Here is a 24,316-nt window from a genome sequence, read left to right on the forward strand (position 1 = left end):
GCAGCCTCCGGGCTGCTTTTTTTACGTCTTAAACAGGCGCGGAAACAAAAATATGTGACGCAGATGGGGGAAATAATATTCCCCGCAGGCATTGGCGTCAGGCACCGTGCGGATAGTTAAAAATCGGCTAAGCTTATGCTTTTTAGGCACATTTACAAGCGATCGCGAGTGTCGCACTATGCGGGCTCTTATTGAGCAAGGAGTTTCTGAAGCAATGCGTAAACCTCTGGTATTGTCGGCGCTGGTCGCCGCGCTGGCCCTGGCCTTAAGCGGCTGTGATGACGCTAAAAAAGAGACCGCGGCGGCCCCCGCCCCGGCTAAAGAAGCGCAGCAGGGCGGCAGCCTGATAATCGGCATCACCTCCGGCGATCCGCTGGCCATGAACCCGCTGTACGCCAGCGATCGGACTACGTTAACCATCATGCAGGCGCTTTACTCGCCGCTGTACAGCTACAACGGCGACAAGATCGAATGGGGCCTGGCGGAAAGCCTGACGCCGTCAGCCGACAACCTCACCTGGACGCTCAAACTCAAGCCTGACCTGAAATGGCAGGATGGGCAGCCGATTACCGCCGATGACGTGGTGTTCACCTTTAATAAACTGCTGGATGAAAAGCAGCATAGCTTCTTCCGCAGCATGTTTGTTTATGGCAACAAGCCCCTGAGCGTGAGCAAAGTGGATCCGCTCACGGTTAAATTTACGCTGCCTCAGGTCAGCGCCGCCTTTGCCGGTACGCTGGTGCAAATCTTCCCGATCCCACAGCATATCTTCGGCAGCGAAGCGGGCGATCTGGAAAAGAGCACCCGCAATGATGCGCCCGTCGGCTCCGGTCCGTTCAAGTTTAAAGAGTACCGGGCGGGTCAGTACTACGCCCTGACGCGGTTTGATGATTACTGGAACGGTAAACCGAAACTCGACTCGGTCACCTACCGCTTCGCGAAGGACGCCAACTCTGCCAACCTCGCGCTGCAGAACGGTGAGATCAATCTCAAGATGGTCGATCCGCAGGATGTTTCGCGCCTGAAAGCCACCGGCAAGTTTGATTTTGTTATTTACCCGGAAGGCCGCCTGGCCTACATGACTTTCAACCAGAACGTTGACAGCATGAAGAGCAAAGATCTTCGTCAGGCCATCGCCTACGCGCTGAGCAAAGATGACCTTGTGCAAACGGCGTTCACCTCGCTCGATTACGCCATACCTGCGGCCTCTATTCTGACCCCGGATACCCTCTACCAGACCAGCGATGTGGCGCCGTACAAGTTCGATCTTGATAAAGCCAAAGCGTTGTTCAAAGCGTCCGGGCAGCCGGAGGGCGTGAAGCTACGCCTGGCCTACATCAACAGCAATAAAACCCAGGAAAGCATGGGGCTGTACATTCAGCAGCAGCTCAAGGCGATAGGCATCAACGTTGAACTGCTGCCGCTGGATGCGAACGCGATGTCCCAGCGCAGTCAGGACATGAAAAACACGGCCTATGAATTAAGCCTGGGCGGTTACATCATGGGCTCTGAGCCGGACGGCTATAAGTCGCTGTATATGAGCAACGAAGCCTATAACTACGCGCACTATAAAAATCCGGCGTTTGATGCGCTGTGGGAGCAGGGCGCAACGGAAACGGATACGGCGAAGCGCGCGGCTATCTACAAGCAGATCCAGCAAACCGTCGCCAGCGATATGGCCTGGTACCCGATTGCCTACACCAACGCGGTTGTGGCGGTGGACAAACGTTTTGGCGGCACGAAAGAAGCCGAGCCTAAGCCCGTGTATATGTTCCAGGATCTGTCGAAAATTTATCAACAATAACAATGAGTGACCCTCCGTCCGGCTGGTTTGTGCTGGCCGGGCGGAGGAAGGCGAAACTATGAATAACCTTCTTTTCCGGCGCTTACTGCAGCTGCTCCCGATGCTGCTTTTTATCTCGCTGGTCTCTTTTTTACTGGTGAAGCTGGCCCCAGGCGATCCTGTGCAGGCGTATATCACCCCGCGCATGAGCCCGGAGGATATCGAACGCATCCGTCAGAGCATGGGGCTGGATAAGCCGCTGCCGGTGCAGTACCTGCTGTGGCTGAAAAATTTGCTGCAGGGCGATCTCGGCTACTCCCTGATTTACCACCGCCCGGTGTTGACGATGATCGGCGAACGTATCCCGGCCACCCTTGGCCTGATGGGCGCGTCCTTGTTGTTAGCTATCCTGCTGGCGATCCCGCTGGGGCTGCTGGCGGGGGCGTACAAACACCGCTGGCTCGACCATGTTCTGAATCTGTTCGCTTACGTCGGGATCTCGGTGCCGATCTTCTGGTTTGGCATCCTGCTGATTACCGTGTTTTCGGTGCAGCTGAACTGGCTGCCGAGCATGGGGATGCGAACCATCGGCGCGGAGGACTCCTGGCTCGATGTGATTCGTCACGGCATTCTGCCCTGCATCGCGCTGACGTTTTACAACCTCTCCAGCTATGTGCGCTACATCCGGTCGAATACCATTAGCCAGCTGTCCGCCGACTATGTGCAAACCCAGCTGGCCTACGGGGCAACCCGGCGCACTATTCTGTTCCGGCATGTGCTGAAGAACGTGCTGCTGCCGGTGATCACGCTGTTTGGCCTCTCTTTTGGCGAGCTGGTGGTGGGCGCCTACGTGACGGAAAGCGTCTTTTCCTGGCCGGGAATGGGGCTGCTGGGGATCCAGGCCATCACTTCCCTCGACTACCCGCTGATCATGGCCATTATTCTGCTCTCAGCGTTGATGCTGATTGTGGGGAATCTGCTGGCCGATCTTCTGTATCGCGTGGCGGACCCGCGCATTAAGGCGCTGAGGTAACCATGAGCAGAAGATGGAATCAGGTTAAACAGGGCCTGAAACGCAGCCGCCCCGCGCAGCTTTCTCTGACGGTACTGGCGATTTTTGCACTGGCGTCATTATCGGCTTTTTTAAGTCCGTGGGACCCTAATCAAATGTCGCTTCAGGGAAGGATGCTGCCGCCGGATGTGAGCCACTGGTTTGGCACGGATGAATATGGCCGGGACTACTTCACCCGCGCACTTTATGGCGGGCAAATCTCCCTGATGGTCGGGTTTTTAGCCATGCTGTTTTCCACGCTGATTGGCACGCTGGTGGGAACCGTCAGCGGCTACTTTGGCGGCAAAGTTGATAACCTGCTGATGAGGCTGGTGGACATTTTAATGGCGATCCCGGCTTTTTTCCTGCTGCTGGTGCTCAATGCTTACCTGAAGCCCGGCATCGCTAACATCATTCTGATTATCAGCGCGCTGACCTGGATGAATATGTCGCGACTGGTGCGGGCAGAAACGTTGACGCTGAAAGAGCGGGAATACGTGATTTATGCCCGGGCCTCCGGGGAGCATCCGCTGAGGATTATCGCCCGGCACATTATTCCGAATATTTTGCCGACAATTATTGTGGCGGCCACTTTGAATATCGCCTCGGCGATTCTAATGGAGTCAACATTGAGCTTTCTTGGTCTCGGCGTGCAGCAGCCGGATGCCTCCTGGGGCAGCATGCTGAATAATGCTCAGTCCTACATCGGCGAAGCCTCCTGGCTTGCCATGTTCCCGGGCGTGCTGATCCTGCTGACGGTGCTGAGTTTTAACGTGCTCGGCGATGTGTTCCGTACCGCTTTCGAGCCGGGGGCAAATCGCGATGCGTAATTTGCTGGAAATTGAAAACCTGAAAACCTCTTTCTTTACCCGCGAGGGTGAAGTGCAGGCGGTACGTGGCGTCACCTTCAGCGTGCAGCGGGGGGAAGTGGTGGGTATTGTGGGCGAGTCCGGCTGCGGCAAAAGCGTTACCTGTAAATCGGTGATCAATTTGCTGGGCAGCCATGGCAAGGTGGTGGGAGGTCATATCCGTTTTCAGGGAGAAGACCTGGCGCGTAAAACGGCAGAGCAAATGTGCCACCTTCGCGGCAGCGAAATCGCGATGATTTTCCAGGATCCGATGACGGCGTTAAATCCGGTGCTGACCATCGGGCGGCAAATGAGCGAAATCCTTATTCGCCACCAGAGTTTGAGTAAGAAGGCGGCGAAAGAGAAGGCCATAGCGATGCTAGGGCAGGTGGGCATCAGCCAGCCGGAAAAACGCTATGATCAGTATCCACACGAGTTCAGCGGCGGAATGCGCCAGCGGGTGATGATCGCGATCGCGCTGTCGTGCCATCCGTCATTGCTGATTGCCGACGAGCCGACGACCGCGCTGGACGTGACCATTCAGGCGCAAATTCTGCGCCTGCTGAAACACCTTCAGCAGCAGACGGACACCGCTATCTTACTGATCACTCACGACCTGGGGGTGGTGGCGCAAGTCTGTTCCCGGGTGGTGGTGATGTACGGCGGGCTGGTGATGGAGCAGGGCAGCGTTGAGGCGATTTTTTATCGGCCTGCCCATCCCTACACGCGTGGTTTGCTGGCTTCGTTGCCTCGCCCTGACGGCAGCGAAGCGCGCTTGTCGCCGATTGAGGGTAGCCCGCCGGGTCTGCTCAATCCGCCGCCCGGCTGTCCTTTCGCCGCTCGTTGCCCGCAGCGCATGGCCATTTGTGACACGGCAGCACCCAAATACACGCTCGCCGACGGCCATGAAGTCAACTGCTGGCTGTGGAAAAAAGAGGCCGCTCATGCCTGACATCACTCCTTTGATTCGCGTGCGTAATCTGCACAAACATTTCACCGCTAATCGGGGCTGGTTCGGGTCGGGGACCACGGTAAAAGCCGTGGATGGCGTGAGCTTCGATATTTTTCCGGGGGAAACTTATGGCCTGGTGGGGGAATCCGGCTGCGGGAAGTCGACGCTCGGGCGAAGCTTATTGCGGCTGTTCGAGGTGACCGACGGCGAAATTGAGTTCGACGGGCAACATATTGCGGCACTTAACGAGCGTCAGCTAAAGCCTATCCGCCGCCGGATGCAGGCCGTTTTCCAGGATCCCTATTCGTCGCTAAACCCCGGTATGACGGTGGCGCAGCTGATCGCTGAGCCAATGCGTATTCACGGTTATGATGCGGCACGGCGCAAAGCCCGCACTCTGGAGCTGCTCGGGCAGGTGGGATTAAATCAGGAGCACCTGGACCGCTTTCCCCATGAGTTCAGCGGCGGCCAGCGGCAGCGAATCAGCATTGCCCGGGCGCTGGCGGTGAATCCCGAATTTATTCTTTGCGATGAGCCGCTGTCGGCCCTCGATGTCTCAGTGCAGGCACAGGTGGTGAATATTTTGCAGGATCTGCAGCAGACATTTGGGCTGACGTATTTGTTTATCGCCCACGATTTGTCTATGGTTCGCCACATTTCTGACCGCATCGGGGTGATGTATCTTGGTTCTCTGGTGGAGGAGGCGCCTGCGGAAACGCTGTATAACCAGCCCGCTCATCCCTACACTCGCGCGCTGCTCGCGTCTATTCCCATTGCCGACCCGCATATTCAGATGCTGGAACAGGGTGGGCTAAAAGGCGAAATCGGCGGTGATACGGGGGAAAGCGTTGGCTGCAAGTTTGCCAGCCGCTGCCCGCGAGCAATGGGCCAATGTCACCAGCAACCTCCCCGAATGCAGGAGATCTCGCCGGGTCACCGCGTGGCCTGCTGGCAGTTCGAAAAATGAGTCGGCGGGGGCATTTTGCTTCCGCTTCACCGCGCTTCCAGCGAATGGGCTGTTGCCTCGTGCAGAGGCGCGCAGGTAGACTGTCGCGCAAATAAAACAGGAGATTAAAATGGCCGAACAACTCTCTGCCGATCAGGAACTGGTTTCCGATGTCGTGGCGTGCCAGTTAGTGATTAAACAAATTCTCGACGTGATTGATGTGATTGCGCCCGTTGAAGTCCGCGACAAGATGGCGGAACAGCTGAAAACCATCGATTTTACTACCCATCCTGCGGCCGTTGATCCGGTCACGCGCCGGGCGATTCAAAAAGCCATCGCACTGATTGAGCTTAAATTTACGCAGCAAAAAGAAGCGCACTGAAGTTTTTATCCGCTGCCAGAAAGCAAAAGCACCGCCCAGTTGCGGTGCTTTTTATCTGAGTCGCGGCTGCTCAGTGATAGTCTTGTTCGACAAAACTGAGTACGCGCCTGTCGGTCTGGCTCATGCACAGGCCTGCCTTGTTGGCATCCCGGACCTCTTCGAGAATCGTTTTCAGCCGCTCTCCCTCCCGATCCTGTTCTAAGCCTAGCGCCATTAAAAAACTGACGACTCTACCGGCATTGACGGCTTTAGCTTCTTCCTTAAGCGCGGTCAGCGTTTCATGCCGGAGATGGTAATCATCCAGCGTTTGTTGAAAAAGCTCTTCCAGCGTCAGGCAGTGGCAGTCAGGCGGGGACATAGTACCGACGCTGGGCATACCGCCGGACTGCTTCATAAAATTGAAGACCCGCATCATGTGGGTCACATTGTTTTGTGCCTGGCTACGTAAAAAATTCGCACTCCCCGTCAGGCTGTGTTTGGCGCACCAGGCGCTCAGGTGCAGACATAGATGGGAGGCATAGAATTCACGATTAATTTGCGCATTAAGTTTCTGGATCATGCTGGCAGTGGGCATATAAATATCCTTATTTCATGAGCACTTTTATGAAGAGGTGAAATAAACATACGCCGCTATCACGGACGAGAAAAGTCCTAATTCTGGCTATTTTTATTTTTTTTTGATTTTCCTTAAGATAAAAAGATCATGAAGTTATCCATGTTTTGAGTTTTCGTAACACATTGTATTTTATATAAAATATATTTATCGGTTTTTTATTTTTATCCCTGTTTTGCTTTATATCAGAAATGAGGTTTGTTCAGTCCGTGAATTATTTTTAATGTGAATCATTTTTGAGTTTTGGGGTGGCTTTAATGTTGTCTGTTTGTATGTGTTGAGGTCATGTTTGCGGTTTCTGTCTCCTGGGTGGGAATTTTGTCATCTGGGTTTAAAACAAAATTTGCGCTCGCGGAGTTCGAGAGGTGTTTTGCGATCCAGGCCGCTGTTGTGTAAGAAAAACACTCCGGTATAAAAAATAATCAAATCCAGAAGGGGAAATACAGCGGGATCCGCTGATACGGCTAATGAATTGATTTTTTTACCTGACGCAGTCAAATGTGGCTCTGTTGGCAACAATGTACGGTTAAAAGCCGTCTGCATCCTCCCGTAGAGGTATCTCCAGCCAGAAACCACGCAGCCGCAGATCCGGCGCAATCCAAAAATCCTGCCGCGCGCATGAGCGTCTTCCTTGTTAATGAAGGCAGTCGCTAAAATGCAGGATAAAAAGTTAATTTTTCAGAAAAAAGCGTGATTAGTCGCTATGGAATAATCAAAACGGTGGTTGAGTTGAGGCCGAAAAAGCGGAGCTGGCTCCGCTTTCTGTCGGAGGAGGCGATTAAAGCGGGACCAGCAGTACATCAACCTGGCTTGACGCCACCACGGCCTTGGCTGAGCACATAACCTTGCCAAAGAAACTCTGATTGTGATTACCGCAAAGCACCAAATCAACGTCCTGCTTTTCACAGATATCCAGAATGTGCTCGCTTAGTTCCCCTGTGGAAATAATTACCTTTTCAACAGGATATTGCGCTTTCTCTTTCAGCTCAGCGAGAAAAAGATGGGTTTCTTCCAGCATCAGATCGCGGAGGTTTTCCAGCATTGGGGCGGCAAGCTGGTTATACAGTTCGGGATCGGACGCGAGCGTGATCAGCGTAATTTTGCCGTTGACGGGTTTGACGATGGAGACGGCCTTTTGCACCAGACGATGGCTTTCAGGCGTGATAGCAACGGCAACCAGCACATGACGATAGCTCATATAACCCCTCCACATTTAGTGTGAATTGTTAACATTTTCTTACACCAGTTGTGACTCAGGCGCAACGCGTGCAGCGGTACGAAATGTGAAGCCACTCATAGAAATTGTTTAGTTATTCTTATGAAACGAATTTGCAACATTGTTTCGTAGACGAAATGTGAAAATTTTCCATCAGACGAACGGATTAATTTGAGAACCTGGATCGAGTGATAACTTTCGGTAACTGACGCTTTTGAAATCATAACGCTCGGTTAAAATGCCGCTATAATTTCACTTAAGTCTATGAATAACAGCAGATTACTCTTAACTGCTTTCATAAAGTGTGATCGCTCAGGCATTCCTGGCCGTCAGTATCAGATAAAAAGCAATGACAACTCATGGAGTTGTGATCTTTCAGTATCACTATTCGTCTGCCGGCTTCGGTAAAATTCTTAATCAGATTAAAAAGTAAGCAAATGAAAAGCGATTCTGATGCTTTTCACTCCTAAGGATGATGTATTTATGTGATCTGCGTCACATAAATTCCAAAATCGCAGGTGGCCGCATTGTATGTGCCAGGGGCTGCGAGTAGAGTTTGCCCGAATTAGGAAAAATCTTAGTTTTTTGTAATAAAATGATGAACGACAACAGGCGTTCGGGCTCTGTCAGGGAAATGGCTTCTACGTGGGATGCGGAGGGGCTGAGTCAGGGCTGAAGATTTATCCGTGCATTTTGGCCGTAACGATTGTTTTAATTTAACCGGGGCAACCCGGCGACATCGCGGGGTGCGGTAACAACCCCCTAATAGTTCAGAAAACAGTAATGGCGCGACAGATGCGCTTCGGCTTCTTACAACCGTAAGTTTCTGGAGAATTTACTCGCGCTGACACGTTACTGTCATCCGACATATTTAGGCTGGGCCGCATACAATAATAGTTGGTTATTCGGGATGGAAAAAATGCATACTTCCGAGTTGCTAAAACATATTTACGACATCAATTTGTCGTACTTATTGCTTGCACAGCGTCTTATTAGTCAGGACAAAGCTTCGGCTATGTTTCGCTTAGGTATCGCTGAAGATATGGCAAATACGTTAGGGGAACTCACGTTGCCCCAGATGGTGAAATTGGCAGAAACTAACCAATTAGTTTGTCAGTTCCGTTTTAGCGAAAGTCAGGCAATTACTCGCTTAACACAAGACTCCCGTGTGGATGATTTACAGCAAATTCATACCGGTATTTTGTTATCGACCCGTTTATTGAGTGAGGTGTCGTCGCCTGCCGAGGCACCTAAGAAAAAAAGGGCATAACAAATGAGCGAGAAAAGTATTGTCCAGGAAGCTCGCGACATTCAGCTCGCTATGGAGCTGATAACACTGGGTGCCCGATTGCAAATGCTGGAAAGCGAAACGCAGTTGAGCCGTGGTCGCCTGATCAAACTCTACAAAGAACTCCGTGGAAGTCCTCCTCCAAAAGGGATGCTGCCTTTCTCTACTGATTGGTTTATGACCTGGGAGCAAAATATTCATGCTTCCATGTTCTGTAATGCCTGGCAGTTTTTACTTCGTAGTGGGCTCTGCACCGGCGTTGATGCGGTGATTAAGGCCTATCGGCTCTACCTTGAACAATGTCCTTCCCAGTCAGACGGCCCGCTATTGGCGCTGACTCGCGCTTGGACGCTGGTGCGTTTTGTTGAGAGCGGCATGCTCCAGCTGAGCCAGTGTAACTGCTGTGGGGGCAATTTTATTACCCACGCACATCAGCCGGTCGGCAGCTTTGCCTGCAGTCTGTGCCAGCCGCCATCGAGGGCGGTAAAAAGACGTAAACTTTCCCAGAATGCTGCCGATATTATTCCACAACTGCTGGATGACCAGGTGGAACAGGCTGTGTAACAGATTCTGTGTTTGCGTATTCCAGCAGCGGTGAGTGATTACCGCTGCTTTTTTTATGCCCAAACACGACGCTGCACCTGCCTCCTGGGCATCCTCGCTACACTCAACGGCGTAAGGATGATCTCGTGCTGATTTTAATAGGTTACCTGGTTGTTTTAGGGACAGTGTTCGGCGGTTACATGTTGACCGGCGGCCACCTTGGCGCACTTTATCAACCTGCTGAATTTGTGATCATTGGTGGGGCGGGTATTGGGGCGTTCATTGTAGGGAATAACGGCAAGGCGATTAAGGGCACCTTAAAAGCGCTGCCGCTGCTCTTCCGACGCTCAAAATATACCAAAAGCATGTATATGGATTTGATGGCATTGCTTTATCGTCTGATGGCTAAGTCGCGTCAGCAGGGTATGTTTTCACTCGAAAGAGACATCGAAAATCCTAAAGAAAGCGAAATCTTTGCCAGCTATCCGCGTATTTTAGCGGACACCATGATGCTTGATTTTATTGTCGATTATTTGCGTTTAATCATCAGCGGAAATATGAATACATTCGAAATTGAAGCGCTGATGGATGAAGAAATCGAGACCCATGAAAGCGAAGCGGAAATACCGGCCAACAGCCTTGCGTTAATGGGGGATTCATTACCGGCCTTCGGTATCGTTGCTGCGGTAATGGGGGTTGTGCACGCTCTGGCATCCGCCGACCGTCCCGCTGCGGAATTAGGCGCATTAATTGCGCACGCTATGGTGGGTACTTTCCTCGGTATTTTACTTGCCTATGGTTTTATTTCCCCATTAGCGAGCGTGCTGCGCCAAAAAAGTGCCGAAACCACCAAAATGATGCAGTGCGTGAAGGTCACTTTACTCTCCAGCCTCAACGGTTATGCCCCGCCAATCGCGGTGGAATTTGGCCGTAAAACGCTTTACTCCAGCGAGCGCCCATCGTTCATTGAACTGGAAGAGCACGTCAGAGCGGTACGTTCCCCGAACTCGCAGCGCGCGACGGAAGAAGAAGTATGAAGAATCAGGCCCATCCCATCGTTGTCGTAAAGCGCCGCAAGCACAAGGGACACGGCGGGGCGGCCCACGGCTCCTGGAAAATTGCCTACGCGGACTTTATGACCGCGATGATGGCTTTCTTCCTGGTCATGTGGCTGATTTCTATCTCCAGCCCGAAAGAGCTGGCGCAAATTGCTGACTACTTCCGCACCCCGCTGGCGCAGGCCATTACCGGGGGCCAGCGTATCGCCGACAGCGAAAGTCCTATTCCGGGCGGGGGCGATGATGTCACCCAGCAGCAGGGCGAAGTGAAAAAACAGCCCAACATTGAAGAGCTGCGCAAGCGCATGGAAGCCAACCGCCTGAAGCGCATCAAAGGGGATCTGGACCAGCTTATTGAGTCTGACCCTAAGCTGCGCGCGCTACGCCCACACCTGCAAATCGACCTGGTTCAGGAAGGGTTGCGTATTCAGATTATCGACAGCCAGAACCGCCCGATGTTTAAAAACGGCAGTGCGGAAGTGGAGCCTTACATGCGCGACATCCTGCGCAAAATTGCCCCGGTGCTGAACGGTATTCCTAACAAGATCAGTCTGTCCGGCCATACCGATGACCTGCCTTATGCTAACGGCGAGCGCGGCTACAGCAACTGGGAGCTTTCCGCCGACCGCGCGAATGCTTCCCGCCGTGAGCTGGTCGCCGGCGGCCTCGACGATGGCAAAGTGCTGCGCGTCATCGGGATGTCCTCGCAGATGAGCCTCTCCAAACGTGGAGGCGGGGACGCCATTAACCGTCGCATCAGTTTGCTGGTGCTTAATAAACAGACCGAAGACGCCATCATGCATGAGAACTCCGAGAGCGAGAACCAGCCTCTCAGCGTTCTGCAGCAGGATCCTACGGCGGCTCCGGCAAATAACACAGTTGCGCCACAACCAGGCACGAGGTGATAGCGTGAGCATGGATATTAGCGATTTTTACCAGACATTTTTTGACGAAGCCGACGAGCTGTTGGCCGATATGGAGCAGCATCTCTTGGATTTGGTGCCCGAGGCGCCGGATTCTGAACAGTTGAACGCTATTTTCCGTGCGGCCCACTCCATCAAGGGCGGGGCCGGCACGTTTGGCTTCTCCATCCTGCAGGAAACGACCCACCTGATGGAGAACCTGCTCGACGAAGCGCGGCGCGGTGAGATGCAGCTCAACACCGATATCATCAACCTGTTTTTGGAAACCAAGGATATTATGCAGGAACAGCTGGACGCCTATAAAAATTCTGAAGAGCCGGATGCCGCAAGCTTCGACTACATCTGCAAAGCGCTGCGTCAGCTGGCCCTGGAAGCCAAAGGCGAGGCACCATCGGCGCCGGCCAAACTCTCCGTGGTAGAAACCGAACAGCCTGCGTCCGCGCCTGCCGACAACGGTGGCAGGCTGCGCGTGGTGATTGACGGCCTGAAAGAAGCTGAACGTGACCTGATGCTCGAAGAGCTGGGGAATCTGGGCACCCTGAGCGAGGTGGTCAAAGACGCCGCTTCCGTAACGGCCACGCTGGAAACCAGCGTCACTGAAGACGATATTACGGCCGTACTTTGCTTCGTGATTGAGCCTGAGCAAATCAGCTTTGTGCCGGTTACCGCAGCCAGCGCGCCAGCGGTGGCAGAAACCACTTCGGTGGCGGTGCCTGAAGCACCTGCTCAAACGGCTGTCGCCGTGCAAAAAGCGGGCCTGCCTGAGCCGCTGACCCCTGCGACAGGGCGCGTTGAGCGCGATAAACCTGCCGCTCGCGCATCTGAATCGACCAGTATCCGCGTGGCGGTAGAGAAAGTTGACCAACTGATTAACCTGGTGGGCGAACTGGTGATCACCCAGTCCATGCTGGCCCAGCGTTCTAACGAGCTCGACCCTGTCAACCACGGGGATTTGATCACCAGCATGGGGCAGCTGCAGCGTAACGCGCGCGACCTCCAGGAATCGGTGATGTCTATCCGCATGATGCCGATGGAATACGTCTTCAGCCGCTTCCCGCGTCTGGTCCGCGATCTGGCCGGGAAGCTTAACAAGCAGGTGGAACTGACGCTGATGGGCAGCTCCACCGAGCTGGATAAGAGCCTAATTGAACGCATTATCGACCCGCTAACGCACCTGGTACGTAACAGCCTTGACCACGGTATCGAGTCGCCGGAAAAACGCCGTGCGGCAGGGAAGTCCGAAGTCGGGAACCTGATCCTGTCTGCGGAACATCAGGGCGGCAATATCTGTATCGAAGTGACCGACGACGGGGCAGGACTCAACCGCGAGCGTATTCTGGCGAAGGCGATTTCCCAGGGGATGCCGGTCAGTGAAAGCATGACCGACGACGAAGTCGGGATGCTGATCTTCGCGCCGGGCTTCTCCACCGCCGAGCAAGTCACCGACGTGTCTGGCCGTGGCGTGGGCATGGACGTGGTGAAACGTAACATCCAGGAGATGGGCGGTCACGTCGAAATCCAGTCGAAAGCCGGAGCAGGGACGACCATCCGCATTTTGCTGCCGCTGACGCTCGCTATCCTCGATGGCATGTCGGTTAAAGTGAGCGACGAAGTCTTTATCCTGCCGCTGAACGCGGTGATGGAATCTCTGCAGCCGCAGGAAGAAGATCTTCACCCGCTGGCGGGCGGCGAACGCGTACTGGAAGTGCGTGGGGAATATCTGCCGCTGGTTGAGCTGTGGAAAGTCTTTGACGTTCAGGGCGCAAAAACCGAAGCCACGCAGGGCATCGTTGTGATCCTGCAAAGTGCCGGACGCCGCTACGCGCTGCTGGTCGACCAGCTGATTGGCCAGCATCAGGTGGTGGTGAAAAACCTGGAAAGCAACTACCGCAAGGTGCCGGGTATTTCTGCAGCCACCATTTTGGGTGACGGCAGCGTGGCGCTGATCGTCGATGTTTCTGCGCTGCAGGGGCTAAACCGTGAACAACGTCTGGCGCTAACCGTCGCCTGATTAACCGCTTAAAAGAATAGGTACGCAAATGACTGCACTAACGAATGTGACAAAACTGACCGGGGAAAACGTAGGCCAGGAGTTTCTGGTGTTCACCCTCGGCGCTGAAGAGTACGGCATTGATATCCTGAAGGTGCAGGAGATCCGCGGTTACGATCAGGTGACGCGCATCGCGAACACGCCTGCTTTTATTAAAGGCGTCACCAACCTGCGCGGCGTGATCGTGCCGATTATCGACCTGCGCCTGAAGTTCGAACAGGATGGCGTGGAATATAACGACAATACCGTGGTTATCGTGCTGAACCTGGAAAAACGCGTGGTCGGGATTGTGGTTGACGGCGTGTCCGATGTGCTGTCGCTGACGGCGGATCAGATTCGTCCTGCGCCAGAGTTCGCTGTCACTCTGTCAACTGAATACCTGACGGGCCTGGGCGCGCTGGGCGAACGTATGCTGATTCTGGTGAACATTGAGAAGCTGCTGAACAGCGAAGAGATGGAGCTGCTGGATTCTGCGGTCGCTTAATCCGGTTTGCTAAAAATAAGAAGGGCTACCCGAGGGTAGCCCTTTTATTGTTTTACACAGAGGGAAAAAGCGTGGTTTTTCCCTCTGTGTGGTTATCAGCCGAAAATCACAAAGTGATTTTCCAGTATATTTATTGGTGGAATCTGGTATTGGTTCGTTTGCCAGACATCGCCGGCCTGCGATAAGGGCTACCCGAGGGTAGCCCTTTTTTTATGCCTTAACTTCTTCCACCGGCACGGTGCCGGTTTCTTCCAGCATGCCTTCGTTCTTGGACAGCATCGCAGTTGCCACGCCGTTGCCCAGCACGTTGATTGCCGAGCGGCCCATATCCAGGAAGTGGTCAATCCCCATCAACAGCAGGATGCCTGCTACCGGAATATTGAAGCTTGGAATTGTTGCCGCCAGCACAACCAGCGCGGAGCGCGGCACGCCGGCAATCCCTTTGGACGCCAGCATCAGCGTCAGCATCAGCACGGCAATCTCAGAGAAGGAGAGATGCACGTTATAAGCCTGGGCAATAAACATGGACGCAAAGGAGCAGTAGACCATCGACCCTACCAGGTTAAAGGAGTAACCGATCGGCAGCACAAACGAAGCGATGTTGCGGGAACAGCCAAAGCGGGTAAGCTGGTCCAGCGTTTTCGGATAGGCCGCTTCAGAGCTGCTGGTGGTAAAGGCCACCAGAACAGGATCTTTCAGCATCGCCAGCAGGCGGAACACATCACGCTTCAGCACCATGTAACCCACGCTAATCAGTACGATGCAGGTGAGCACGATAGCCACATAGTAGCCGCCGATAAACGAAGCGTAGTTGAGCAGAATGCCCAGGCCCTGGGTGGCAATTACCGAAGAGATGGCGGCGAAGATAGCCAGCGGCGCGACATACATCACGTAGCCGGTCACTTTCAGCATGATGTGGGAGACAACGTCCAGCGCGCTCACCAACGGGGCGTTAAATTTCTCGCCCAAAGACGCGCCGGCAATACCAAAGAACATCGAGAACACCACAATCTGCAGGATCTCGTTGTCCGACATCGCTCCGGCAATGCTGGTTGGGATGGTATGGGAAATAAAGGCTTTCAGCGTCATTCCGCTGACGGCCAGGCCGGTCTGCACGGCTTCGGCTGGCACTTCCAGGTTCATGCCTGCACCCGGATGCTCCAGGGTGACAATAAACAGGCCGACCAGAATAGACAGCACGGAAGAAGAGACAAACCAGACCATCGCCTTACCGCCGACGCGGCCAATGGTGGAGGTTTCGCCGAGCTTCATGATACCGACCGTCAGGGTGCTGAAGACCAACGGCGCAATCACCATCTTGATCAGGCGCAGGAAGATATCGGTAAACAGCGTGATGTTATCGGCGTAGCTTTTGATGACGTCGGCGGCGGCGTATTCGTGGATGGCCGCACCGGTGAAGATCCCCGCTATCATGAACAAAATGATGAATAGCGTGAGTTTGTTTGAACTTGCCACTGACTTAGTAACCCCGTAGTTGACTGTAGTTAATGTGTGTTTTTTTGTAACTTACTGACCCTTATATAATTATTGTTTCCGGGCAGTAAATGCGCGGAGCATAAATTGAATCAAACTGCGTCGATATACAACTCTTTTTTATAAATTCTGTTAATTGTTAATTAAGCAGCACTTAATCATTATTTGTGATGACCGTCACAAAATTACGGATATATTCTTTTCGTTTTGCAGTGATGTAAGGTGTTTTGTATTTAATTTATTGTTTTTATTGATAATATTGTGTCAATTATCCTTCTGAATGAATTTTTTGACGTGGTCTGGTTATTTCCCATTCTCTAAACTAAATTTCAACTAAGTGATGGCGTAACGTACTGATTTTTTTCTTACCGACAGGCCCATAAAGGTTGCGGCCAGAAACCGTTTTGCTTGCTTGATAAATGAACGATTGGGATTGTTTGTGGGCAAAATGATTTTTTATACAGCATGAACGAGATCTGATGGGCAGCCATTTGGCTTCATGACGAATTATATAAAAGACAAGTTATGGCGTCCGCCTTCTTTATTAAAGCGGAATATAGACTAGCGTTAAATCATCCCGTGCCGCTTCGTTGTGTATTCACGAAGTATGATTGAGTCATTTGAATGAGGGTAAGGATATGAATTCAGCCACTGCAGCACGCTTAATTCTCTCTTGTACTGCGTTTGCGGTTATTCCATCGGCTAATGCGGCGGTGGCAAACGGTACATTTCAGGTCCTCATTACGATTACAAAGTCCTGTACAGTAACGGCGGGTGCAGCCTCGAACATTAACCTCGGGTCGGTTGCCGCCAGCGCAGTAAACACCTCGCAAAGTAATACGTTCACCGTGAACTGCTCCAAGGCAACGCCCTATTTTATCGGGCTTGCGCCTTCTGCGGCCAACGGCGGCACCGCCACCGGTTCGGGAGCCATGTCGTCCGTGCTTAACTCTGCCACCAACACCGACAAAGTCCCTTATCAGTTGAACCAAACCTCGGCGACCGGGCCAGTTTGGGGTAACACCGCCACCACAACCACGGTGGGTAACGGCGTGGCGGGCCTGGGCACCGGGCTGGCTATCTCGTATACGGTTTATGCCACTGCGGCGAGCGCCAACTACACGCCAGATAGCTATGCGGATACGGTGACCGTCAACGTTAACTACTGATTTCAGGATAACGGATGAAAATGAAATTAGGTGGACGCCCGGCCAGCGCATGCCTGTGGCTGGCGCTGGCCGTGGGACAAAATGCGTTAGCCGGTGGCCTGCAGATATCGCCGGTTAACCTGACGTTGAGCGCCGCACAAAATGCGGACGGTATCTGGTTAAGTAATGAAGGGACTGCGCCGCTCAACGCGCAGGTACGGGTTTTCAACTGGCAGCAAAGCGGCAATGCCGACAGGCTGTCAACCTCTCAGGGGCTGGTTATCAGCCCCCCCATCGTGACGCTGCCCGCCGGGGAGCGCCAGCTTGTTCGCGTGATCCGCACGACGCCTGCCACCAATCAGGTGGAACAGGCCTATCGCTTGTTTATTGATGAGCTGCCGCCTGCCAAAGTGCAGAAAAATACTATTCAGTATGTTATGCGCTATTCCGTCCCGGTGTTTTTGCAGCCTGTGGGGCAGGCTGAAAACACCGCGAAACTTAAATGGGCATTGGTGCAAACCGATGGCAAAACATTTGTTGACGTGAGTAATCAGGGAAACAGCCACGCCCAGCTTTCTGCCATGACATTTATTCAGGCTAATGGCGTGCGAAAAACGATTACGCCAGGTCTGTTAGGTTATGTTCTTCCCGGTTCAACTATGCGGTGGATAATATCTTCGTCTGCCAGTGATGCTTATCACAGTGGAAAGGTTGAAGTCACTATCAATGGTCAAAAAACAGAACAAAATCTATGACTGGCCATATTCTTTGGTAAATATTGTATTGCTTAATGGTTTATTTTTCTCAGGCATGACAGCAGCACAAAATACTAATAATGACTTACCTCAGAATGCGGCCAGCAATGATACAGCTCAGCCTGTAGGCGTGGATTTATATCTGGACACGACGGTGAACGGGAATGCCGTGGGTCTGGTTCATCTTGGCTACGCGCAGGGAAAACTCTACGGCGACGCGATGGCCCTGCGTCAGTTGGGATTTCACCTGCCGGAAAAAGCACAGCCGCCGTATTACCTGAATGACATTGCCCAGGTCAAAGTTGACTATAACGTGCAGCAACAAACCCTGGCGTTGACCGCGCCGCTGAGCCTGTTAGATCTGAAAACCACCCAGCTCAATCAGTCCGATATGTCCTCGCCGAAGGCCGACAATGCCTTTGGGGCATTGCTGAATTACGACCTTTACGGCGACAGCGGCAAGAACAGCAATTTCAACACATTCAGTGAGTTCCGGGCGTTTAATTCGGCAGGCGTCCTGAGCTCGACCCAGCTTACCCGCTACAGCACGGAACAGAATAGCAATCAGTCTTTTAGCCGCCTGGACACCAGCTGGCGCTCCTCCTTTCCCGATAAAATGCTGGCAGTTACGCTCGGCGATACGCTCACCAGTTCGCTTTCATGGTCCCGCCAGACCCGCATTGCCGGGGTGAAAATCGGGACGGATTTTGGCCTCAACCCTTATATGCCCACGACCCCGCTGCCGGCGTTTCTGGGGTCGGCCACGCTGCCCTCCAGCGTTGAGCTGTATGTCAACGGGGTTAAATACTATAACGGCGAGGTTCCGGCGGGCAGTTTCCAGTTGAATACGCTGCCAAACATCACCGGCGCAGGGAATGCTCAGGTGATGATGACCGATGCCCTGGGCAGAACCAGCGTGCAGAACTTCTCTTTTTATAACGATCAGCTCCTGCTGAGGGAAGGACTCACGGACTGGTCCCTTGAGCTGGGCGTGGTCAGAAAAAACTACGGCTATTCCTCCTTCGACTACGCCAGCGAACCCGCGTTCAGCGGTACCTGGCGGCGGGGCTTCAGCAACAGCCTGACCGCCGGGGGCCATATGGAGGCCAGCGACAGCCTGGTCAACGGGGGCGTCAGCAGCGACTGGATCCCCTGGAGCCAGTCCGGGACGATCTCAACCGCGCTGGCGGCAAGTTCGGATGCCGGGGAGAATGGCTATTTGTATGGGCTCGGCTATCGCTGGTCCGGCGGGCGCTTCAGCTTTAGCTCCAGCGCCACGGCGACCTCCGGCGATTATCACGATGTTGCCACACGCTATGGAGCCCCGCCGCCTGCCTTCAGCGGCAGCGCGGTAGTGGGGTATAACTTTGGCGTGGGGGGGAATCTCAGTCTGAGTTACCTGCAGTTTCGCTACCCTGACCAAAGCGCTATTCGCTACGCCAACGCCAGCTGGTTTAAACCCATCACGGAAAACATCTCCTTAAGCGCCAGCTTTAACCAGAATATTGATGATACCCGCGACCGCAGCGTGTACCTGATGCTGACCGTCAGTACCAGCAATAGCCTGACGGCCGGAGCGACGGTGCAGCGTACCGGGGACAAGATGGGTTACCAGCTCAATGCCAGCCAGAATCCACCGTCCGAGGGCGGGGTTGGCTGGAACGTGGCCGCCAGCCAGCAAAGTTCACAGCAAACCGGGCAGGGTGAAGTGGGTTACCTGGGGCGCTATGGCCGCGTATATACCGGCTTCCGCAGCATTCCAGACAATAATTACGGCTATGCGGGGGCGACGGGGTCGCTGGTGATGATGGGCGGCGGCGTGTTTGCCGCCCGGGAGATCAACAACGGGTTTGCCGTGGTTTCTACGGACGGTATTCCCGATGTACCGGTCAAGCTGCAGCATAACCTGGTGGGCAACAGCGACAGCAGCGGACGGCTACTGGTGACGCCGCTCAACAGCTACCAGAACAACCTGATCAGTATCGATCCGATGAACCTGCCGGCCAACATGCGGATCCGCAGCGTCAGCCTGAACGCTACCCCAGCCGACCGCTCCGGGACGCTGGTGCATTTTGATATCAAGCCGGTTCGCGCCGCCCAGATAAGCCTGGTTGACGCGAAAGGCAAAGCCATCGCCGAAGGCAGCCCGGTCAGGCTGAAGTCAGGCACTGGACAGGACTCGATTGTCGGGTTTGATGGCATGACCTATTTCGATGCGCTTGAGCTGCACAATCAGCTCCGGGTGACGACAGAAAGCGGCATCTGTGTGGCTGAGTTTGACTATCCAGAGAATCAGAAAAGCGTACCGACTATTGGCCCGGTTGTGTGCCGATAGCGTACGCGTGGACTTTTGAGACAGGAGTGACCCGCATGAGATTAAAACAATTACTGCTGCTGGCGGTGCTCTTGCTGTCCCCCGGGATTAGCCATGCGGTTGTATGCTCGGTGAGCAACGTGCAAACCGTTAACTTTGGCACCATCAACCCGCTGGCGACAGGCACGCCCAACACTTCAATGACCTTCGATTACAGCTGCTCCAAACAACTGGGCGATCTGCTGGCCGGGGTGACACTCTGCTTTAATATTGACGGGGCCGGGGTAGGGAATCACAAAATGTCTTTTGCCGGGCCGCCTGCCAGTACGCTGTCCTATGAGCTTTATCAGGGAACGTTAAGCGGGGGGGCGTGGGGGAGCCAGTTTCAGTCGGGAACGACCTACCCAATGGTGCCGCTCAATTTACTTAACCTGACGCCCGTCACCGGCAGCCTGACGGTCTACGCCCAAATGACGCTGCCGCAAATATCCGCCGCGCAAGGCGGGTATCAGGATACTTACACCAGCGGCATGACCACCGTCACAATGAATACCGGCCTGCTGGCTCCCCCCTCCAGCTGTGGCACCAGCGTGGTCGCAAACTTTCCCTTCAACGTGGTGGCGACCGTGGGCAAGCAGTGCAACGTCAGCTACGCCAATAACGTTAGCTTCGGGCCGGTGGCGGCTATGCAAAGCAATGTGGCGTCGAATAACACCATCGGCATTGCCTGCACCACCGGTACGGTTTACACCGTGGGCCTGACGCCATCGAACGGCAACACGGGCGGCACCGGGGTGCTGTCAGGCACGGGAAGTAATACCGATCAGGTGCCTTATCAGCTAAGACAAGCCACCGGAACCTCCGGGGCGGTGTGGGGCAACACGTCGCAGAACATGCCGTCCAGCACCGGTAACGGGGGAGCGCAGCAATACCAGGTCTATGTCACTATTCCGAGCACCAATTACACGCCAGACAACTATGCTGACACGGTGACCATTACCGTAACCTATTGATCGTTCCTCTTACTGACAGATAGCCGGTTGCCATGGCGCAACCGGTTAATTTCCCTGTGACTTAACGTAAAGTTCCCGCTGACGGTGCCGATAACCTCGGGAACAAGTCGTTAAAAGGGCGTCCTATGTTAAAGCGTATTCGCGTTGTCACCATGCTGATGATGGTGCTGGTGGTGTTCGCGCTGCTGCAAATCATTTCCGGTGGAATGTTCTTTAATTCGTTAAAAAACAACAATGATAACTTCAAAGTCTCCCGCGAACTGCGGGTGCAGCAGGCCGAATTAAATCAGGCATGGATCCTGATGTTGCACACGCGCATTAACCTTAGCCGCTCTGCCGCGCGCATGATGATGGATCCGGCCAATAGCCAGAGCGCAGCCAAAACCGATCTGCTGAACAATGCGAAGAAATCCCTCGCCAGCGCCGAGCAGCACTACAACAACTTTAAACAGGTTGCGCCCATTTCAGCCGAAATGAACACCGTGGTGAAAGATATCGACGGTGATTACCAGACCTACCATCAGGCGCTGGCGGAGCTGATTGGCTACCTGGAAAGCGGCAACATGGATGCCTATTTCGGTCAGTCGACCCAGGGTATGCAGAATGCGCTGGAAAAAGCCTACGACGGCTACCTGGCGCTGAACGATCGCATGTACGAAGCCTCGTACGTCGACAGCCGCGACGGCTACACCTTCGCTATCTGGCAGCTTGGCATTTTAGCCCTGGCGCTGGCCGCAGTCATTCTGTTGGTGTGGGTCGGGATGCGTCAGATTCTGCTTAAGCCGCTGAACGTGGTGATCGGGCATATCCGCGAGATTGCGGCCGGTAACCTGACGGAAAAAATTAACGTTGAAGGGAAAAACGAGCTGACCCAGCTTGCCTCCAGCGTGCAGCACATGCAGCAGGAACTGATTACCACCGTCAGCAGCGTGCGCGAAGGGTCGGATGCCATTTACAGCGGCACCACCGAAATTGCCGCAGGCAATAACGATCTGTCATCCCGCACCGAGCAACAGGCGGCGTCCCTGGAAGAAACCGCCGCCAGCATGGAGCAGCTCACCGCCACCGTGAAGCAGAACGCCGAAAACGCGCGTCAGGCCTCTCAGCTGGCGCTGAATGCGTCCGAAACCGCGCAGCGCGGCGGCAAGGTTGTGGATGGTGTGGTGAAAACCATGCATGACATCGCGGGTTCCTCCAGGAAAATTGCCGACATCATTAGCGTGATTGACGGGATTGCCTTCCAGACCAATATCCTGGCGCTGAATGCGGCGGTAGAAGCCGCGCGTGCGGGCGAGCAAGGACGCGGTTTCGCGGTTGTCGCCGGGGAAGTACGTAACTTAGCCAGCCGCAGCGCCCAGGCGGCAAAAGAAATTAAATTGCTGATTGAAGATTCCGTTTCGCGCGTGGACACGGGGTCCGTGCTGGTGGAAAGCGCAGGGGAAACCATGAGCGACATCGTGAACGCGGTGACGCGGGTCACGGACATCATGGGGGAAATCGCTTCCGCCTCTGATGAGCAAAGCCGGGGTATCGACCAGGTCGCCCTGGCCGTGTCTGAGATGGACAGAGTGACGCAGCAGAACGCCTCGCTGGTGGAAGAGTCTGCTGCCGCGGCCGCCGCGCTGGAGGAGCAGGCCAGTCGCCTGACTCAGTCGGTTGCGACGTTCCGTTTGCAAGGGAATGCGGGTAGTAAAAAACCTGCAGCGGCCGCGCCGGTAGCGCAAAGCCCTGTGGTTCATGCCCCGCGTACTCCGGCCCGGGCCGGGGATGACGATAACTGGGAAACTTTCTGATCAGATGAATACCGGCCTGCTGGCCGGCAGAGGGAAGCTTTGATGTTAAACCGTATCCGGATCTCGACCACGCTTTTCCTGATTTTGATTGTCTGCGGCGTTTTGCAGATTGGCAGTAATGGGTTGTCTTTCTGGGCTTTTCGTGACGATTTCCAGAACCTGAAAAGGGTCGAGGTTAGCAATCAGCAGCGCGATGCGTTAACCCAAAGCCGGGCCGCGTTACTGCAGGCCAGCAATGCCTTAAACCGGGCGGGTACGCTGACCGCACTCAGCTATCCACCGGACGATATCAAACGCCTGATGGCGGATGCCCGCAGCAGCCTGAAGCAGGCGGATATGCTGTTTAACCAGTTCCTCGAGATCCCGGCGAAAGAGGGCGAGGCTGAGACAATGCTGGCCTCGACGAAAGAGAGCTATACGGCGTTCAGAGACGATCTCCAGCATCAGGCAACGTGGCTTGAGAACAACCAGCTTTCCGACTTTATGACCGCGCCGGTACAGAAGTCGCAGGGCGTTTTTGATGCGAACTTCAATGCCTGGCAGCAGAGCATTAATCAGATTGTGCAAACCGCGAGCGGCGACAGCCAGAAAAACTACCATATCTCCGCGGTGATTTTCACCGTGGTGACGATCATCGCCGTGGTGCTGTTGCTCGGCTCCCTGGCCTGGTCGCGCAAGATGATTGTGCAGCCGCTGGCGATTGTCCGTAGCCACTTTGACAGCATTGCCGCCGGGGACCTGGCGAAGCCAATTTCGGTCTTCGGGCGCAATGAGATCTCGGAGATATTCGCCAGCCTGAAAAATATGCAGACGGCGTTAAAAGAGACGGTCAGCCAGGTGCGCAGCGGCACCCGCTCCATGCACGCCGGTATCGGTGAGATTGCCGCAGGCAACAGCGACCTGTCGGCTCGAACCGAGCAGCAGGCGGCTTCCCTGGCAGAAACTGCGGCCAGCATGGAGCAGCTCACGGCTACAGTCGGGCAGAACGCCGATAACGCTCGCCAGGCGGCACAGCTTTCCCGCAGCGCGGCTGATACCGCGAAGCAGGGCGGGCAGCAGGCAGCGAACGTGGCAAACACCATGCGTGACATCGCCGGCAGTTCGCAGAAAATTAGCGACATTACCAGCGTGATCGACGGCATTGCGTTCCAGACCAATATCCTCGCGCTGAACGCGGCGGTAGAAGCGGCACGTGCCGGGGAGCAGGGGCGTGGTTTTGCGGTGGTTGCCGGGGAAGTTCGTAACCTGGCCAGCCGCAGCGCGCAGGCGGCCAAAGAGATCAAAGTGCTAATTGAAGAGTCCGTTGACCGCGTGCAGCAGGGATCGAAGCTGGTCGATACGGCGGCGACAACGATGGCTGAAATTGTCCGTTCGGTCACCCAGGTGAACGACATTATGGGCGAAATTGCCTCGGCGTCAGATGAGCAGCGCCGTGGGATTGAGCAAGTCGCTCAGGCGGTCAGCCAGATGGATCAGGTCACGCAGCAAAACGCCGCGCTGGTTGAAGAAGCCGCCAGCGCCACCGATGCGCTGGCGGGGCAGGCTGAATATCTTTCCGGCGTGGTGGCGGTATTTCACCTGAGCGGTGCCGACGCTGAGCCCGCAGCCAGTGAATTCGCCGCGACCGGAGAATGGGTAACATCTTGAAGGGAATAAAGAAGG

General features: G+C 54.4%; 21 protein-coding genes. 18 read left to right on the forward strand and 3 right to left on the reverse strand.

Translation table 11 applies throughout. The features are described 5' to 3' along the window. The first annotated feature begins 214 nt into the window (after positions 1–214). The 6 genes from F3J28_RS03855 to F3J28_RS03880 all read left to right on the forward strand — a co-directional run bounded on the left by F3J28_RS03855 (position 215) and on the right by F3J28_RS03880 (position 5,962). On the forward strand, positions 215–1,804 hold the full coding sequence (locus tag F3J28_RS03855) for an ABC transporter substrate-binding protein (protein ID WP_166872943.1): 1,590 nt from the start codon (positions 215–217) through the stop codon (positions 1,802–1,804). A gap of 58 nt (positions 1,805–1,862) precedes the next feature. After that, positions 1,863–2,816 (forward strand): ABC transporter permease, encoded by a 954-nt coding sequence (locus F3J28_RS03860; protein WP_008453857.1) that lies wholly within the window; start codon positions 1,863–1,865, stop codon positions 2,814–2,816. 2 nt (positions 2,817–2,818) lie between these two features. Next, positions 2,819–3,664: an ABC transporter permease gene (locus tag F3J28_RS03865; RefSeq protein ID WP_166872946.1), complete on the forward strand. Its 846-nt coding sequence runs from the start codon at positions 2,819–2,821 to the stop codon at positions 3,662–3,664. Then, the gene (locus tag F3J28_RS03870) at positions 3,657–4,634 is read left to right on the forward strand and encodes an ABC transporter ATP-binding protein (protein ID WP_166872949.1); all 978 of its coding nucleotides are present in this window, start codon (positions 3,657–3,659) and stop codon (positions 4,632–4,634) included. Before F3J28_RS03865 ends, F3J28_RS03870 begins: the two co-directional genes overlap by 8 nt. Beyond that, on the forward strand, positions 4,627–5,601 hold the full coding sequence (locus tag F3J28_RS03875; RefSeq protein ID WP_166872951.1) for an ABC transporter ATP-binding protein: 975 nt from the start codon (positions 4,627–4,629) through the stop codon (positions 5,599–5,601). The genes F3J28_RS03870 and F3J28_RS03875 overlap by 8 nt, the downstream gene beginning before the upstream one ends. 109 nt (positions 5,602–5,710) lie before the next feature. Then, positions 5,711–5,962 (forward strand): DUF2766 family protein, encoded by a 252-nt coding sequence (locus F3J28_RS03880; protein ID WP_008453864.1) that lies wholly within the window; start codon positions 5,711–5,713, stop codon positions 5,960–5,962. A 70-nt stretch (positions 5,963–6,032) separates the two neighbouring features. Here the strand turns inward: F3J28_RS03880 and F3J28_RS03885 are convergent, their stop codons facing one another. Both F3J28_RS03885 and uspC read right to left on the reverse strand, forming a co-directional pair. Further along, positions 6,033–6,536, reverse strand: coding sequence for a non-heme ferritin-like protein (locus F3J28_RS03885; RefSeq protein WP_166872954.1), 504 nt, complete (start codon positions 6,534–6,536; stop codon positions 6,033–6,035). Between the two features lie 817 nt (positions 6,537–7,353). Next, on the reverse strand, positions 7,354–7,773 hold the full coding sequence (gene uspC / locus F3J28_RS03890) for a universal stress protein UspC (protein ID WP_166872957.1): 420 nt from the start codon (positions 7,771–7,773) through the stop codon (positions 7,354–7,356). 937 nt (positions 7,774–8,710) lie between these two features. Here uspC and flhD point away from each other — a divergent pair. The 6 genes from flhD (at position 8,711) to cheW (ending at position 14,137) form a co-directional block, all read left to right on the forward strand. After that, entirely contained in the window at positions 8,711–9,061 is a 351-nt protein-coding gene (flhD, locus tag F3J28_RS03895; RefSeq protein WP_008453867.1) for a flagellar transcriptional regulator FlhD, read from the forward strand. A gap of 3 nt (positions 9,062–9,064) precedes the next feature. Then, positions 9,065–9,643, forward strand: coding sequence for a flagellar transcriptional regulator FlhC (gene flhC, locus F3J28_RS03900; RefSeq protein ID WP_039294634.1), 579 nt, complete (start codon positions 9,065–9,067; stop codon positions 9,641–9,643). A gap of 125 nt (positions 9,644–9,768) precedes the next feature. Beyond that, entirely contained in the window at positions 9,769–10,659 is an 891-nt protein-coding gene (gene motA / locus F3J28_RS03905; protein WP_166872960.1) for a flagellar motor stator protein MotA, read from the forward strand. Next, positions 10,656–11,585, forward strand: coding sequence for a flagellar motor protein MotB (gene motB / locus F3J28_RS03910; RefSeq protein WP_008453876.1), 930 nt, complete (start codon positions 10,656–10,658; stop codon positions 11,583–11,585). Before motA ends, motB begins: the two co-directional genes overlap by 4 nt. 10 nt (positions 11,586–11,595) lie before the next feature. Further along, complete coding sequence (gene cheA, locus F3J28_RS03915) at positions 11,596–13,614, forward strand: chemotaxis protein CheA (protein WP_166874413.1); 2,019 nt, start codon at positions 11,596–11,598, stop codon at positions 13,612–13,614. 28 nt (positions 13,615–13,642) lie between these two features. After that, a complete protein-coding gene (gene cheW / locus F3J28_RS03920) occupies positions 13,643–14,137 on the forward strand; it encodes a chemotaxis protein CheW (RefSeq protein WP_008453882.1) in 495 nt (164 codons plus the stop codon). Between the two features lie 210 nt (positions 14,138–14,347). Here cheW and F3J28_RS03925 read toward each other — a convergent pair whose 3' ends face one another. Next, on the reverse strand, positions 14,348–15,613 hold the full coding sequence (locus F3J28_RS03925; protein ID WP_166872963.1) for a dicarboxylate/amino acid:cation symporter: 1,266 nt from the start codon (positions 15,611–15,613) through the stop codon (positions 14,348–14,350). A 656-nt stretch (positions 15,614–16,269) separates the two neighbouring features. Here F3J28_RS03925 and F3J28_RS03930 point away from each other — a divergent pair. The 6 genes from F3J28_RS03930 to F3J28_RS03955 all read left to right on the forward strand — a co-directional run bounded on the left by F3J28_RS03930 (position 16,270) and on the right by F3J28_RS03955 (position 24,301). Next, entirely contained in the window at positions 16,270–16,800 is a 531-nt protein-coding gene (locus F3J28_RS03930) for a Csu type fimbrial protein (protein WP_166872966.1), read from the forward strand. A gap of 14 nt (positions 16,801–16,814) precedes the next feature. Beyond that, complete coding sequence (locus tag F3J28_RS03935) at positions 16,815–17,534, forward strand: fimbrial biogenesis chaperone (protein WP_166872969.1); 720 nt, start codon at positions 16,815–16,817, stop codon at positions 17,532–17,534. A gap of 55 nt (positions 17,535–17,589) precedes the next feature. Beyond that, positions 17,590–19,869 carry a fimbria/pilus outer membrane usher protein gene (locus F3J28_RS03940; RefSeq protein WP_166872972.1) on the forward strand — a complete coding sequence of 760 codons (2,280 nt, stop codon included), beginning with the start codon at positions 17,590–17,592 and terminating at the stop codon, positions 19,867–19,869. A 35-nt stretch (positions 19,870–19,904) separates the two neighbouring features. Continuing rightward, on the forward strand, positions 19,905–20,861 hold the full coding sequence (locus F3J28_RS03945) for a Csu type fimbrial protein (RefSeq protein WP_166872975.1): 957 nt from the start codon (positions 19,905–19,907) through the stop codon (positions 20,859–20,861). Between the two features lie 125 nt (positions 20,862–20,986). Then, complete coding sequence (tar, locus tag F3J28_RS03950) at positions 20,987–22,654, forward strand: methyl-accepting chemotaxis protein II (RefSeq protein ID WP_166872977.1); 1,668 nt, start codon at positions 20,987–20,989, stop codon at positions 22,652–22,654. Between the two features lie 42 nt (positions 22,655–22,696). Beyond that, a complete protein-coding gene (locus F3J28_RS03955; protein ID WP_166872980.1) occupies positions 22,697–24,301 on the forward strand; it encodes a methyl-accepting chemotaxis protein in 1,605 nt (534 codons plus the stop codon). The last annotated feature ends 15 nt before the right edge of the window (positions 24,302–24,316 follow it).

The organism is Enterobacter sp. Ap-1006 (assembly GCF_011752835.1).
Lineage (GTDB): Bacteria > Pseudomonadota > Gammaproteobacteria > Enterobacterales > Enterobacteriaceae > Cedecea.

Excerpts from the sequence above, each read along its gene's own strand:
- F3J28_RS03855 (WP_166872943.1), top strand. The coding sequence starts at position 215 with ATGCGTAAACCTCTGGTATTGTCGGCGCTGGTCGCCGCGCTGGCCCTG.
- F3J28_RS03860 (WP_008453857.1), top strand. The coding sequence starts at position 1,863 with ATGAATAACCTTCTTTTCCGGCGCTTACTGCAGCTGCTCCCGATGCTG.
- F3J28_RS03865 (WP_166872946.1), top strand. The coding sequence starts at position 2,819 with ATGAGCAGAAGATGGAATCAGGTTAAACAGGGCCTGAAACGCAGCCGC.
- F3J28_RS03870 (WP_166872949.1), top strand. The coding sequence starts at position 3,657 with ATGCGTAATTTGCTGGAAATTGAAAACCTGAAAACCTCTTTCTTTACC.
- F3J28_RS03875 (WP_166872951.1), top strand. The coding sequence starts at position 4,627 with ATGCCTGACATCACTCCTTTGATTCGCGTGCGTAATCTGCACAAACAT.
- F3J28_RS03880 (WP_008453864.1), top strand. The coding sequence starts at position 5,711 with ATGGCCGAACAACTCTCTGCCGATCAGGAACTGGTTTCCGATGTCGTG.
- F3J28_RS03885 (WP_166872954.1), bottom strand. The coding sequence starts at position 6,536 with ATGCCCACTGCCAGCATGATCCAGAAACTTAATGCGCAAATTAATCGT.
- uspC (WP_166872957.1), bottom strand. The coding sequence starts at position 7,773 with ATGAGCTATCGTCATGTGCTGGTTGCCGTTGCTATCACGCCTGAAAGC.
- flhD (WP_008453867.1), top strand. The coding sequence starts at position 8,711 with ATGCATACTTCCGAGTTGCTAAAACATATTTACGACATCAATTTGTCG.
- flhC (WP_039294634.1), top strand. The coding sequence starts at position 9,065 with ATGAGCGAGAAAAGTATTGTCCAGGAAGCTCGCGACATTCAGCTCGCT.
- motB (WP_008453876.1), top strand. The coding sequence starts at position 10,656 with ATGAAGAATCAGGCCCATCCCATCGTTGTCGTAAAGCGCCGCAAGCAC.
- cheA (WP_166874413.1), top strand. The coding sequence starts at position 11,596 with ATGGATATTAGCGATTTTTACCAGACATTTTTTGACGAAGCCGACGAG.
- cheW (WP_008453882.1), top strand. The coding sequence starts at position 13,643 with ATGACTGCACTAACGAATGTGACAAAACTGACCGGGGAAAACGTAGGC.
- F3J28_RS03930 (WP_166872966.1), top strand. The coding sequence starts at position 16,270 with ATGAATTCAGCCACTGCAGCACGCTTAATTCTCTCTTGTACTGCGTTT.
- F3J28_RS03935 (WP_166872969.1), top strand. The coding sequence starts at position 16,815 with ATGAAAATGAAATTAGGTGGACGCCCGGCCAGCGCATGCCTGTGGCTG.
- F3J28_RS03940 (WP_166872972.1), top strand. The coding sequence starts at position 17,590 with ATGACAGCAGCACAAAATACTAATAATGACTTACCTCAGAATGCGGCC.
- F3J28_RS03945 (WP_166872975.1), top strand. The coding sequence starts at position 19,905 with ATGAGATTAAAACAATTACTGCTGCTGGCGGTGCTCTTGCTGTCCCCC.
- tar (WP_166872977.1), top strand. The coding sequence starts at position 20,987 with ATGTTAAAGCGTATTCGCGTTGTCACCATGCTGATGATGGTGCTGGTG.
- F3J28_RS03955 (WP_166872980.1), top strand. The coding sequence starts at position 22,697 with ATGTTAAACCGTATCCGGATCTCGACCACGCTTTTCCTGATTTTGATT.